Annotated in this window: 12 protein-coding genes; 8 read left to right on the top strand and 4 right to left on the bottom strand. The window is 59.4% G+C overall.

Going from position 1 to position 13,953, the window contains the following annotated elements; translation table 11 throughout:
- The first annotated feature begins 65 nt into the window (after positions 1-65).
- The 7 genes from AABM55_RS00500 to AABM55_RS00470 all read left to right on the top strand — a co-directional run bounded on the left by AABM55_RS00500 (position 66) and on the right by AABM55_RS00470 (position 8,010).
- A complete protein-coding gene (locus AABM55_RS00500) occupies positions 66-1,724 on the top strand; it encodes a Na/Pi cotransporter family protein (RefSeq protein ID WP_347928530.1) in 1,659 nt (552 codons plus the stop codon).
- Between the two features lie 59 nt (positions 1,725-1,783).
- Positions 1,784-3,160, top strand: a complete 1,377-nt coding sequence (locus AABM55_RS00495; protein ID WP_347928529.1) for an insulinase family protein — start codon at positions 1,784-1,786, stop codon at positions 3,158-3,160.
- 231 nt (positions 3,161-3,391) lie between these two features.
- Positions 3,392-4,435, top strand: a complete 1,044-nt coding sequence (locus tag AABM55_RS00490; RefSeq protein ID WP_054594964.1) for a DUF5924 family protein — start codon at positions 3,392-3,394, stop codon at positions 4,433-4,435.
- Positions 4,436-4,489: 54 nt separating this feature from the next.
- Positions 4,490-5,635: an ABC transporter permease gene (locus AABM55_RS00485; RefSeq protein WP_347928528.1), complete on the top strand. Its 1,146-nt coding sequence runs from the start codon at positions 4,490-4,492 to the stop codon at positions 5,633-5,635.
- Positions 5,632-6,435, top strand: coding sequence for an ATP-binding cassette domain-containing protein (locus AABM55_RS00480; RefSeq protein ID WP_347928527.1), 804 nt, complete (start codon positions 5,632-5,634; stop codon positions 6,433-6,435). Before AABM55_RS00485 ends, AABM55_RS00480 begins: the two co-directional genes overlap by 4 nt.
- A 1-nt stretch (position 6,436) precedes the next feature.
- Entirely contained in the window at positions 6,437-7,375 is a 939-nt protein-coding gene (locus tag AABM55_RS00475) for an MlaD family protein (RefSeq protein ID WP_054594961.1), read from the top strand.
- A complete protein-coding gene (locus AABM55_RS00470; RefSeq protein ID WP_347928526.1) occupies positions 7,372-8,010 on the top strand; it encodes an ABC-type transport auxiliary lipoprotein family protein in 639 nt (212 codons plus the stop codon). Before AABM55_RS00475 ends, AABM55_RS00470 begins: the two co-directional genes overlap by 4 nt.
- A 169-nt stretch (positions 8,011-8,179) precedes the next feature.
- Here AABM55_RS00470 and AABM55_RS00465 read toward each other — a convergent pair whose 3' ends face one another.
- The 4 genes from AABM55_RS00465 to AABM55_RS00450 form a co-directional block, all read right to left on the bottom strand.
- Positions 8,180-9,409 (bottom strand): nucleoside recognition domain-containing protein, encoded by a 1,230-nt coding sequence (locus AABM55_RS00465; RefSeq protein WP_054594959.1) that lies wholly within the window; start codon positions 9,407-9,409, stop codon positions 8,180-8,182.
- 124 nt (positions 9,410-9,533) lie between these two features.
- The gene (gltP, locus tag AABM55_RS00460) at positions 9,534-10,865 is read right to left on the bottom strand and encodes a glutamate/aspartate:proton symporter GltP (RefSeq protein ID WP_054594958.1); all 1,332 of its coding nucleotides are present in this window, start codon (positions 10,863-10,865) and stop codon (positions 9,534-9,536) included.
- Between the two features lie 763 nt (positions 10,866-11,628).
- Positions 11,629-11,793 carry a DUF1328 domain-containing protein gene (locus AABM55_RS00455; RefSeq protein ID WP_019694493.1) on the bottom strand — a complete coding sequence of 55 codons (165 nt, stop codon included), beginning with the start codon at positions 11,791-11,793 and terminating at the stop codon, positions 11,629-11,631.
- A 73-nt stretch (positions 11,794-11,866) separates the two neighbouring features.
- A complete protein-coding gene (locus tag AABM55_RS00450) occupies positions 11,867-12,154 on the bottom strand; it encodes a hypothetical protein (protein ID WP_054594957.1) in 288 nt (95 codons plus the stop codon).
- 442 nt (positions 12,155-12,596) lie between these two features.
- Here AABM55_RS00450 and algB point away from each other — a divergent pair, with 442 nt between their 5' ends.
- Entirely contained in the window at positions 12,597-13,943 is a 1,347-nt protein-coding gene (gene algB / locus AABM55_RS00445) for a sigma-54-dependent response regulator transcription factor AlgB (RefSeq protein WP_054594956.1), read from the top strand.
- The last annotated feature ends 10 nt before the right edge of the window (positions 13,944-13,953 follow it).

The raw sequence follows: 13,953 nt of genomic DNA, 5'->3' as shown, positions 1-13,953 counted from the left end.
CGTAGAACGTCGCGCGGCATCGTCAACTTGCTCCATTGGGGCGCTGTCCATTCAGGGGGCCCAGTATGCTGACCCTGCTCAATCTACTGTCCGCCGTCGCCCTGCTTATTTGGGGCACGCACATCGTCCGAACCGGCATCCTGCGGGTCTACGGCTCGAACCTGCGCCATGTCATTGGCCAGAACATGTCCAAGCGCTGGCTGGCCTTTATCGCCGGGATTCTCGTCACCGCGATGGTCCAGAGCAGCAACGCCACAGCGATGCTGGTGACCTCGTTTGTCGGCCAGGGCCTGATGGCGCTGACCCCCGCCCTGGCGACCATGCTCGGTGCCGACGTCGGTACCGCACTGATGGCGCGGGTCCTGACGCTGGATTTGTCATGGCTGTCGCCGCTGCTGATTTTCCTCGGGGTGATTTTCTTTCTCTCACGCAAGCAGACGCGTGCGGGCCAGCTCGGCCGGGTCGGCATCGGCCTGGGGCTGATTATTCTCGCGCTGCAATTGATCGTCGAAGCGGCCGATCCAATCACCCACGCTCACGGCGTCAAAGTACTGTTTGCCTCGCTGACGGGCGATATCCTGCTCGATGCCCTCGTCGGGGCGCTGTTCGCGATGATTTCCTACTCCAGCCTGGCCGCCGTCCTGCTCACCGCAACCCTTGCCGGTGCCGGAGTGATCAGCCTGCCAGTGGCCATCGGCCTGGTGATCGGCGCCAACATCGGCAGCGGTGTCCTGGCATTTCTCAGCACCAGCATGCAGAACACTGCCGGACGTCAGGTGGCGTTGGGCAGCCTGCTCTACAAGATGATCGGCCTGCTGCTGATCATTCCGGTGCTCGGCCCGCTGGTGCACTGGATGGACAGCCTCAATTTCCGCCCGCAAGGCCTGGTGATCGGCTTTCATCTGCTCTACAACACGGTACGTTGCCTGGTGCTGTTGCCCAGCGTCGGTCCGATGGCCAGGCTCTGTGCCTGGCTGTTGCCAGAGCGCCCGGAAATCAACGGACAGGCCAAGCCTCGCCACCTGGACCCGACAGCTCTCACCACGCCAAGCCTGGCCTTGGCCAACGCCGCCCGGGAAACCCTGCGCATCGGCGACCTGATCGACAACATGCTTGAAGCCATGCTCGATGTACTGCGTGGCAAGCAAACCGCCGTCACTCAGGAAGTGCGCCGCCTGAGCGATGACGTCGAAGTCCTCTGCAGCGCGATCAAACTCTATCTGGCGCAGATGCCCCGCGAAGACCTCAGCGATCAGGACAGTCGGCGCTGGGCAGAAATCATCGAGCTGGCGATCAATCTGAAACTCGCCTCTGACCTGATCGAACGCATGTTGCGCAAGGTCCAGCAGCAGAAGACCTCGCAACGCCGCTCCTTTTCCGACGTCGGCCTGGAGGAGCTGGCGGGGTTGCACCATCAGTTGATTGCCAATCTGCGCCTGGGGCTGTCGGTGTTTCTGAGTGCCGACAAGGAAAGCGCCCGGCAACTGCTGCGTGAGAAACGTCGCTTCCGCGCGCAGGAAAGACGCTTGGCTCACGCCCATGTCAGCCGCTTGCACCGTAAGGTCGTGCAAAGCCTCGAAACCAGCTCGCTGCACCTGGAGCTGATCGCCGACATGAGACGCTTGAACTCGCTGTTCTGTGGCAGCGCCTATGTGGTCCTCGAAACCACCGAAACCGGTACATTGGCTGCCGACGATACGGCTGACATCACCCATTCACCCTGAACGTCTAGCGTTGACAGCAGTCACTTAGAAGATCGCTTTTACCCGCCAGGAAGGTTGCTATGCGCTGTCTGTTGTTTGCGTGCCTGCTATTGAGTTCCACCTGCTCATTTGCCCTGGATCGCTTTCAGGTCGAAGGTTATTCGCTGCCCAACGGCTTGCAGTTAGTGCTCAAGCCCGGCAGCGAACGCGGGCATGTGGCAATTCGCCTGGTGGTAGGCGTTGGCCTGGACGACTTCGCCTGCGCCGACAAAGAGCTGCCGCACCTGCTTGAACATTTGCTGTTCAGTGGCATCGACGCGAGCGGCGAAGGCGGGCTTGAGGAGCGCATGCAGGCACTGGGTGGCGAATGGAACGCCTACACCAGTAACGCCGACACCACGTTCGTCATCGAAGCACCGGCAAAAAATCAACGCAAAGTCCTCGACCTGTTGCTGGCACTACTGACCCAGACCCGACTCGACGACAACGCAATCAGCGCGGCCAAACAGGTGGTCGAGCGCGAAGATGGCGGCCATTACTCCCACTTGCAGCGCTGGCTCGACCGCCGGGACCTGGGCCACACGGCGAGCAATCAGCTGGCGGTGGAGCTGGGCCTGAAGTGCTCGGAACGTGCCCAGGTAGAGCACCTGACCCGCGAACAATTGGAGAAGGTCCGCAAAGAGTGGTACGCACCGAACAACATGACACTGATTATTGTCGGTGAGCTCGATCGCCTGCTGCCGGCCTACCTGGAGCGCACCTACGGCGAGCTCAAAGCCATTGATCCCACCGAGCACTTGCCGCTGCCGGAGATCCAGCACCCGGCGCTCGACGAACGCAATCTGATCCAGGGCTGGGTGGGGGGTGGCGCCAAACTGCACTGGTTGTTCCCGGAACCGGCGCTTGAGGACCAATATGACGAAACGTACGACCTGCTCAAGGACTACCTCGACTGGGCGCTTTATCGTCAATTGCGTCTGGCTCATGGATTGTCCTACGGCCCCTGGGCCGAACGCGAAGTGTTCGGCAGTGTCGGCTTCCTTAGCCTGAACGCCGATCTGGAGCGCGATGATCTGCCACAAGCGCAGCAGGTACTCGAGGATCTGAAAGCCGATCTGCTCAAGAATGGCCTCGACCCCGCAGGCTTTGAACGCCTGAAACAGGTCGCCATCGCCCGACAGGCCTGGGCCGTGCAAGGCAACAGCGGGCTGGCCGACTACTACTGGAGTGCCATTGGCGACTATGAGGACGGACATTTCGACGACCCGGCCAAACGCCTGCAAACAGTCACTCTGGACCAGGCCAACCAGACCCTGCGCAAATTGCTCGAACAGCAGGGTTACATTCGCATCGAGCAGCCGCTGCTCAGTTATGACGAGGTGCTGTGGTTGCTCGGCGGGGTATTGGGGTTGATGGCGCTGGGCGTTCCAAGTTGGCGCTTGTATCGCAAAAAATGATGACTGTGGCGAGGGAGCTTGCTCCCGCTCGGGTGCGCAGCAGCCGCAAACGGTCGCTGGAGTTCAACTTTCGCAATCGCGCTGGCAGTTTTTAGGGCCGCTTCGCGACCCAGCGGGAGCAAGCTCCCTCGCCACAGTTGCTGTACCCGGTCACACAGTGGCTCCTCGCAACATCACTGTGCCAGCGTTATCCTGTCGGGGTTTTTTCCCACGACAATTGCGAACTACCGAATGCCTATCCTGACCCATTACGTAACGCGCATCCTCGAACTGATGAAGCGCTACCCCGGGGTCATTGCGCTCGGTGGCTTCATCTCAGGGGTCTGCAGTTTCATTCTGGTCGACCGCCAACAAAGCCTGGCAACCTGGATTGCAACCATCATGCTGGTCAGCTGGCTCTGGCTGATGCTGGAAAACAGCCTGACGGAGCTGTTCACCAAAGTCTTCAAGCGTGAGATCCCGCAGCCGTTGTTGCGCTATGCGACGCAGATGATTCATCAGGAAAGTCTGTTCTTCGTCTTGCCGTTCTTTTTCATCACTACCACCTGGAACAGTGGGCAACTGGTGTTCACCGGGCTACTCGGAGCGGCGGCGCTGGTTTCGATCACCGACCCGCTGTATTACAAATGGCTGGCGCCGCGCCGCTGGCTGTTCCTGGCGATGCACACCCTGACGCTGTTTGCCGCGCTGCTGACGGCATTGCCGATCATCCTGAACCTGACCACCGCCCAGAGTTTCAAACTGGCTCTTGGCACCGCGATGCTGCTGTCCTTTCCAAGCCTGGCGTCGATCTTTCCGATTCGCACGATCCGCGGCGCCCTGAGCGTGCTCAGCATCACCCTGGCCATCGGCTGCGCCGGCTGGTTGCTGCGTTCCTGGGTGCCGCCGGCCACGTTGTGGATGACGCAAGTGGCAATCAGCACACAACTACAAGACCGTACACCCGGCGACAGCCACAATGAAGTCAGCGTCGCCCAACTGCGCCCTGATGGTCTGTACGCCTACACCGCGATCAATGCACCGCGCGGGCTCGACGAGCGGATTTATCACGTCTGGCAGTTCAACGGCCAAGAGGTCGACCGCATCGCACTGGATATCCACGGCGGGCGCAAGGAAGGATACCGGGCCTGGAGCCATAAACAGAACTTCCCCGGCAACCCGGCAGGCGACTGGCAAGTAAGGGTACTGACTGAAGACGGTCAGGTGATCGGCGTACTGCGCTTTGAGGTGACCGACGCCAGCCAAAACGGCACGACGCCGAGCGAGGCAAAATAGCCGGGATCATGCTATTACGTAGCACTGCGTATCAGTCGAACAAGCACGGAGATTATGAGCAGCACAATTGCCGGCAGTGCCCAACTCGATACTTCGAACACCCCTGCGCGGTTGCGGGTCACGGGTGACTGGACGCTTGTCCATTACGCCGACCTCAAACGCCTGAGCAACACTCTCAAAGGTCAGTACGACGACCGAACCCCCATCGACCTCAACGGCCTCGGCGCGCTCGACACCGCCGGTGCCTCGCTGCTGGTCGAGCTGCTCGGTGCCGAACGCCTCGGCAAGTCCGCCGAGCACCCCGACTGCAGCCTGTCCGCAGCCGACCGCGCGCTGCTGCAAACCGTCTATTGCTCGCTGACTGACTTCTGCATCCCCATCAAAGAGCCCGAAATCAGTGTCGGCATTCAACTGCTGACCCGCATCGGGCGCGCGGTCGATGCGGTCTGGCAGGACACGCTGCAACTGTTGGGGTTTGTCGGGCTGATCCTGGAAACCATCACTCGCAGCCTGTTTCGCCCCAAGCGCTGGCGGATCACGCCAATGGTCGCGCACATCGAACAAACCGGCCTCGACGCCGCGCCCATCGTCGCCTTGCTGACCTTCATGGTGGGTGCAGTGGTGGCCTTCCTCGGTGCCACGGTACTCGCCAGTTTTGGTGCGAGCATTTTTACCGTGGACCTGGTGGCATTCTCGTTCCTGCGTGAGTTTGGTGTGCTGCTGACCGCGATCCTGATGGCCGGGCGCACTGCCAGTGCCTTCACCGCGCAAATCGGCTCGATGAAAGCCAACGAAGAAATCGACGCAATCCGCACCTTGGGCCTCGATCCGATGGAGCTGCTGGTGGTGCCGCGGGTGTTGGCGTTGCTGGTAGCGCTGCCGATGCTGACCTTTCTGGCAATGCTCTCGGGGATAGTCGGTGGCGGGGTGGTCTGTGCGATATCGCTGGGTATCTCGCCGGCGATGTTCCTGTCTTTGCTGCAATCGGACATCGGCGTTCAACATTTTCTGGTCGGCATGGTCAAAGCACCGATCTTCGCTTTTCTGATCGCCTCCATCGGTTGTCTGGAAGGCTTCAAGGTCAGTGGCAGCGCTGAATCCGTTGGCGCCCACACCACGTCCAGTGTGGTGCAGTCGATTTTCGTGGTGATCGTGCTCGATGCGGTCGCCGCGTTGTTCTTTATGGAGATGGGCTGGTGAGTCGTTTACCCCGTGCGCCCTCAGAGGCGGTGATCGAAGTCCGTGGGCTGTGCAATCGCTTCGGCCGCCAAAGCGTGCATGAAAACCTCGACCTGGATTTGTACAAGGGCGAGATTCTCGCCGTGGTCGGCGGCTCAGGCAGCGGCAAATCGGTGTTGCTGCGCAGCATCGTTGGCCTGCGCCAGCCCAGCGAAGGCATGGTGAAGGTGTTTGGCAAAAACCTGCCGAGCCTGACGGAGCATGAACGCTCACTGGTCGAGCGGCGCTTCGGCGTGTTGTTTCAGAAGGGTGCGTTGTTCTCTTCGCTGACCGTGACCGAAAACGTCGCCTTGCCCTTGATCGAACACGCCGGCCTGAGTCGCGACGACGCCGAACATCTGGCGGCGGTTAAACTGGCCTTGGCTGGCCTGCCGCTGTCGGCTGCCGACAAGTACCCGGCCTCGCTGTCCGGCGGCATGATCAAACGCGCCGCGCTGGCCCGCGCCTTGGCGCTGGACCCGGACATCCTGTTCCTCGATGAGCCGACCGCCGGCCTCGATCCGATCGGCGCCGCGGCGTTCGATCAGTTGATCCTGACGTTGCGTGATGCGTTGGGGCTGAGTGTTTTCCTGGTCACCCACGACCTCGATACGCTGTACACCATCACCGACCGGGTCGCGGTGCTGGCGCAGAAAAAAGTACTGGTGGCCGACGCCATCGACACCGTGTCGGAAACCGACGACGCGTGGATTCACGAATACTTCCACGGCCCACGCGGCCGTGCGGCGCTTTCAGCCGCTTCACAGCTTAACGAGGTATGACATGGAAACCCGAGCCCACCATGTATTGATCGGCCTGTTCACCGTATTGGTGGTGGCCGGTGCATTGCTGTTCGGCCTGTGGCTGGCCAAGTCCAGCGTCGACAGCGAGTTCAAGGATTATGAGGTCGTCTTCAACGAGGCGGTCAGCGGTCTGTCCAAAGGCAGTGCAGTGCAGTACAGCGGGATCAAGGTCGGCGATGTAGTGAGTTTGCGCCTCGACCCCAAAGACCCGCGCCGGGTATTGGCGCGGATTCGCCTGGGTGGCGAAACCCCGATCAAGGAAGACACCCAGGCGAAACTGGCGCTGACCGGGATTACCGGCACCTCGATCATCCAGCTCAGCGGGGGTACGCCACAAAGCCCCGAGCTACGCGGCAAGGACGGTAATTTACCGGAGATTGTTGCCTCTCCTTCGCCCATCTCACGATTGCTGAACAATAGTGATGACCTGATCAGCAGCGTCAACCTGTTGCTGCATAGCGCCAACCAGATGATGTCGCCGGAAAACGTCGACCGCCTGGGCAAAACCCTTGAGAACCTGGAGCAAACCACCGGAAGCATTGCCGAGCAGCGCGGGGATCTTAGCCAGGCCATGCAACAACTGGCGTCGGTAGGCAAACAGGCCAGCGCCACTCTGGAACAGACGTCTGCGCTGATGCGCAACGCCAACGGTATGCTCAACGATCAAGGCAAACAGATGGTCGGCAGTGCCGAGCAAGCCATGAAGTCGCTGGAGCAGAGCAGCGCGACCATCAACAGCTTGCTGACCGACAATCAGGATGCGCTGAATAACGGCATGCAGGGGCTCAACAGCCTGGCCCCGGCCATACGTGAGTTGCGCGACACCCTGAGTTCGTTACGTGCCATCTCTCGTCGCCTGGACTCCAACCCCAGTGGTTACTTGCTGGGCGGCGACAAGGATAAGGAGTTCACGCCATGAAACCTGTCTACCGCGGCTTTGCGCACTGCGCGCTGTTGGCGAGTTTCGCGCTGACCAGTGCCTGCTCGATTTTACCCAAGGCTGACCCGTTGGATGTTTACCGCTTGCCTGTCGCGCCAAACGCCGCGTCATCGATGCACGCCAACTCGGTGCAGTGGTCGCTACGTCTGTCTAAACCTCAGGCGAGCGACGTGCTCAACAGTGCAAAAATCGCCGTGATCCCTCAAGGCGATCTGATCAGCAGCTACAAGGCTTCGCGCTGGAGCGATCCTACGCCGATCCTGTTGCGCAATCGGCTGCTCGCCGGGTTTGCCCAGGATGGCCGCGTACAGCGGCTCAGTACCGACGACAGCAACTTGCAGACGGATCTGGAACTGGGCGGGAACCTGCAAGCGTTCCAGACGGAATATCAAGGCAACACCGCGCAAGTGGTCATTAGCCTGGATGCGCTACTGGTGCGTGGCAATGACCAGCGGATCCTCGCCAGCCGCCGCTTCGAAGTGCGCCAGCCATTGAGCGATGTGAAGGTGCCCGCAGTGGTGACCGGGTTTGGTCAGGCCAGTGACACGCTCACGGCGCAGGTGATTGCATGGACGGTAGAGCAGGGGCAGAAGACTGCGACCATGAAGCCCTGAGCCAGCACCGTACCCGTGGCGAGGGAGCTTGCTCCCGCCGGCCGGTCCGCGCTCGGGCGAAGCAGTCGCAAACCATTGGGCACGGTGTGCCAGACAGAATGTAATCACAGGTTTTAGGGCCGCTACGCGACCCAGCGGGAGCAAGCTCCCTCGCCACAGAGATAGCGGACTACCCAAAGAACCAGTAGCAAACCCCGATCGCCCCCAGCACCCCGGCGAGTTCCGCCAGCAGTGCGCAACCAACAGCATGTCGCGCACGCTGAATGCTCACCGCTCCGAAGTACACCGCCAGCACATAGAACGTGGTTTCGGTACTGCCTTGAATAGTTGCTGCCACCAGCGCTGGGAAGCTGTCGACGCCTTGAGTCTTCATGGTTTCGATCAGCATCGCCCGTGCAGCGCTGCCGGAGAACGGTTTGACCATCGCGGTCGGCAGGGCATCGACGAAACGTGTGTCCCATCCGGCCCACTGCACCAGATGGCGAATCCCGTCCAGACCGAAGTCCAGCGCCCCGGACGCGCGCAATACGCCCACCGCACAGAGCATCGCTACCAGATACGGCAGCAGGTTCTTGGCAACATCGAAGCCTTCTTTGGCACCTTCGACGAACGCTTCGTAGACCTTGACCTTGCGCAGCGCGCCAATCACCAGAAACAGCATGATCATCCCGAACATCGTCAGGTTGCCGAGGATCGATGACAGGCTCGCCAGGGCAGTGGCTGAGAGCGCCGTCAACAGCGCCATGAAGCCACCCAGCAGCAGCGCACCCGGAATCAGATAGGCCAGCACCACCGGGTCCCACAGTCGCAGACGCTGCATGAACGATACCGACAGCAGACCGACGATGGTTGAACAACTGGTCGCCAGCAAGATCGGCAGGAACACCAGCGTCGGGTCGGCCGCACCTTGCTGGGCGCGGTACATGAAGATAGTCACGGGCAGCAGGGTCAGGGACGAGGCGTTAAGCACCAAGAACAGGATTTGTGCATTGCTTGCGACCGTGGTGCTGGGATTGAGCTCCTGCAACGCACGCATCGCCTTGAGACCAATCGGCGTAGCGGCATTGTCGAGCCCCAGGGTGTTGGCAGCAAAGTTGAGGGTGATCAGGCCGATGGCCGGATGACCCGCCGGCACTTCGGGCATCAGGCGCAGGAACAGTGGGCCCAGCGCCTTGGCCAGCCAGTCGACGATCCCGGCTTTTTCAGCGATCCGCAGAAAGCCCAGCCAGAGGGTCAGGGTGCCGAACAGCAACACCATGACGTCGACCGACAGCTTGGCCATGGCGAAGATGCTTTCCACCATCGTCGCGAAGATCCCGGCATTGCCGCCAATCAGCCACTGCGCGAGTGCCGAAACGGCCGCCACGATGAAAAAGCCAAGCCACAGGCCATTGAGCATCAGTCAAATCCCCCAGAAGATGCCGCGAATGATAGCGGGGTGGGCAGAAACGACAAACCCCGGATTTCTCCGGGGTTTGTTTGGCTCTACTTGTAAGAGCGGGGGGCGCCTACAGAGGGCACTGTCAGTTGCGGGAAGCCTCGCCAGCCGGCAGCTTCTCTTTGCTGCGCCAGTGCGGCAGGGAGTTCCAGTAGCGCTGGCCCTTGGCGTCGTCGTACATGCCTTCCCAACGGGAGACAACCAGCACGGCCAAGGCGTTGCCGATCACGTTCAGTGCGGTACGGGCCATGTCCATGATGCGGTCGACACCGGCGATGAACGCCAGGCCTTCCAATGGAATACCGACACTGCCCAGCGTTGCCAGCAGAACCACGAACGACACGCCCGGCACGCCGGCGATACCTTTGGAGGTGACCATCAGCGTCAGTACCAGCAGCAACTGCTGGCTGATCGACAGGTCGATACCGTACAGCTGGGCAATGAAGATCGCCGCGATGCTCTGGTACAGGGTCGAACCGTCGAGGTTGAACGAGTAACCGGTTGGCACCACGAAGCTGCAAATAGCTTTCGGTGCACCGTAGGCTTCCATCTTCTCGATCACGCGCGGCAGCACGGTTTCGGAGCTCGCGGTGGAGTAGGCCAGCACCAGCTCATCCTTGAAGATGCGCATCAGCTTGATCACCGAGAAACCGAACAGGCGAGCAATCAGGCCCAGCACTACGAAGGCGAAGAAGGCGATGGCGACGTAAACCAGGATCACCAGTTTGGCCAGCGGCAGCAGGGACGCGAAACCGAAGTTGGCAACGGTCACTGCGATCAGTGCGAACACGCCGATCGGGGCGTAGTTCATGATCATGTGAGTGACCTTGAACATGCTTTCCGAGACGCCCTGGAACATCTTCACCAGCGGCTCGCGCAGGTCCGATTGCAGGCTCGACAGACCAAGACCGAACAACACCGAGAAGAAGATGATCGGCAGCATCTCGCCACGCGCCATGGCGGCAAAGATGTTCGATGGAATCAGGTTGAGGATGGTTTCGATGAACGCGTGTTCATGCTGAACCTCGGCCGCGGTCGCCTGGTACTTGGAAATATCCACAGTGCCCAGGGTGCTCATGTCGATGCCGGAACCCGGGTGGAACACGTTGGCCAGCACCAGGCCGACCAGAATGGCGATGGTAGTGACGATTTCGAAGTAAATGATGGTCTTGAGACCAATGCGCCCCAGCTTCTTCGCATCACCCACACCGGCAATGCCGACGACCAGCGAGGAGATCACGATAGGGATCACGATCATCTTGATCAGACGGATAAAGATATCGCCCGCCGGTTGCAGGACGTTACTGATCCACCAGGCTTTTTCCGCACTGAAGTGGTTGAGCAACGCACCGATTGCAATGCCCAGTACCAGACCGATGAGGATCTGCCAAGCGAGGCTCAGCTTTGCCTTCTTCATATCATTACCCTTTTCTTATAAATGGACTCGGGAAGATGCACAAACTGGAACGCCCAATGGCGGAAAAGTCTGTGCATCTGCCCCCGGATAAGGTCGCCCGGAGCGCGTAATTACGGCTCTCTGGCAGATAAAAAAGGCGCAACTATTCCGATGCACAGGAGCGACGTCTAATGCCGTAAACGCCTACCCTATGCCGAATCGGCATGAGCTTTTTCAAAGCAAACCGCCGTCCCAACCGGTTCGAATACGACATTTCGGCAGGCATAAGTGCCGTGAACCGGCCATCGCAGAGGGGATTGATCGTTTTTTGAGCAACGGAATATGGACAAAAACCAAGGAAAAATCCTACGCGCCGTAGTGAATAGTGAGCAGCAATCAGCGCCAAATTTGTCGATATACGGTCACCCGGAAACACTGCGAAATGTTTTGTGAAGAACACCGATGGTTTTTTTGCCGGCCGGGGTAGCGATAAAAATGGTTTGGCAGCTCTAGGTCAATGCTTTGCACATATAAGCACGCCGCAGATTTGTCACGTCATGAATGACGGTCAAATATGCGGCGCTGCTTGTCCTGACCCGGCCCTTGCGCGGGTACTCCCTGTACCCGTAGGTCACTCCAATTCTGAAGCAATCAGAACGTCCCGGCCCCTTGGCCATGCGCGCACCCTCCTCGGGTGGGCGCAGAGGAAAGAGGTATTGCTGACCTCCTTCTGTTTTTCAAACCCGCTACCCGTTCGGGTCTGTCTTCAAGCAAATGCCCACGATCAGCCTCGACCACGACGGCCAAAGATGAACGAAGCAACAAACATCACCAGGAACACGACAAAGAGAATCTTGGCGATACCCGTGGCGGTGCCCGCGATACCACCGAAGCCCAGTACGGCAGCGACAATGGCAATAATCAAAAATGTAATCGCCCAGCTCAACATGGTGATTCTCCTTACGCTTCTATTTAGAGGTGTTGCTATTCCCGGCACATGAACATCGCGCCGAGCCAGTTACCTAGAACACCCAACGGTCCTGACGCAGCGCCACGGCACCAGGTTCTGCCTGGTCCACACTCATCATTCGCATTGAGGCTGCACCAGCAGGCCGACTGCCTACTGCGCTGAAATGGGTTTGGGTCAAGTGATGAGTCGGCGCAATCGCTGCCTCTGGCTGCTGGCTTTGTTCCCAGCGCAAGAACTGCTGGCCGCCGATCAAGGTGATCAACAAGGCAAACACGGCAAACATCCCTTGCTGGATAGACAGTGGCGAGATACGCAATTGGGCGGCACGTTGGCGATTCATCCGAAACTCCTCCCACACTGGTGGTTATTGGTCAGGGGGGCTTCTTCTTAAAATGCCCCCGACTTAACCAGACCGTTGCAGCCTGCATGCCAGCTTCAGGACAGAAATAAACACAACAAAATCAAATAGATATCTTGATTAGCAAAGTGCATTCGGACGCATCCTGCACGATGCCCCGCAGAAGATCGTGCGTAATGCACGATCGATTTGCAGGAAATCGAAAATTTTTGGAATGTATGAAGGGATACGGATGTCAGAAAAAGAGGCGGGAAAACGTCGAGGCCGTCAGATAAAGAATAAAAACTATTAAAATCATACAGTTATTATAAATCCCGACAGACAACTACCCCATTCTGATGAGAAGCGCCCAGAATAAACCATGCAACTTGCCCGATTTTTCCGAGACTAAATTAAGAGCATTCATTTAAGGAGCGTAGGAAAAATGGAATCCGCCACCGAGCATCAAGGCCGCATTTTGCTGGTAGATGATGAATCCGCCATCCTGCGCACCTTCCGCTACTGCCTGGAAGACGAAGGCTATAGCGTTGCCACCGCCAACAGCGCGGCCCAGGCCGACGCCTTGTTGCAACGGCAGGTCTTCGACCTGTGCTTCCTTGACCTGCGTCTGGGCGAAGACAACGGTCTCGACGTCCTGGCGCAAATGCGTGTGCAGGCGCCCTGGATGCGCGTAGTGATCGTCACCGCACACTCGGCCGTGGACACCGCCGTCGATGCTATCCAGGCCGGCGCCGCCGACTATCTGGTCAAACCTTGCAGCCCTGACCAATTGCGCCTGGCCACCGCCAAACAACTGGAAATGCGCCAGCTCTCGGCACGCCTTGAAGCCCTCGAAGGTGAAGTCCGCAAACCCAACGATGGCCTGGATTCCCACAGCCCGGCGATGAAAGTCGTACTGGAAACCGCCCGCCAGGTCGCCAGCACCGATGCCAATATTCTGATACTCGGCGAATCCGGTACCGGTAAAGGCGAACTGGCCCGGGCCATTCACGGCTGGAGCAAACGCGCGAAGAAATCCTTCATCACCATCAACTGCCCATCATTGACAACCGAGCTGATGGAAAGCGAGCTCTTCGGCCACAGCCGCGGGGCATTTACCGGTGCCAGCGAAAGTACCCTCGGCCGGGTTAATCAGGCCGACGGAGGTACATTGTTTCTTGATGAGATCGGCGATTTCCCGCTGGCCCTGCAGCCCAAACTGCTGCGCTTCATTCAGGACAAGGAATACGAAAGGGTCGGCGACCCGGTGACCCGTCGCGCCGATGTGCGAATCCTCGCCGCCACCAACCTCAATCTTGAAGACATGACTCGCGACGGTCGTTTCCGCGAAGACCTGCTCTACCGGCTGAACGTCATCACCTTGCACCTGCCACCACTGCGCGAACGAACCGAGGACATTCTGGCCCTGGCCGAGCGCTTCCTGGCACGCTTCGTCAAGGAATACGCGCGGCCGGCTCGTGTCTTCAGCGACGAAGCACGCGAGGCGCTGCTCGGCTATCGCTGGCCAGGCAACATCCGCGAACTGCGTAACGTGGTCGAACGAGCAAGCATCATTTGCCCACAGGAGCGAGTCGAGATCAGCCATTTGGGCATGGCCGAGCAAACCACCAGCAACGCTCCCAGAATCGGAGCGGCGCTAAGCCTGGATGAATTGGAGAAAGCCCACATCGGCGCGGTACTGGCCAGCGCCGGCACCCTCGATCAAGCAGCCAAGACCCTGGGTATCGACGCCTCGACGCTGTACCGCAAACGCAAGCAGTACAACCTGTGAGCAACACCTT

This window comes from Pseudomonas helvetica (assembly GCF_039908645.1).
GTDB lineage: Bacteria > Pseudomonadota > Gammaproteobacteria > Pseudomonadales > Pseudomonadaceae > Aquipseudomonas > Aquipseudomonas helvetica.
This window is presented reverse-complemented; position numbering and strand designations above follow the sequence as displayed.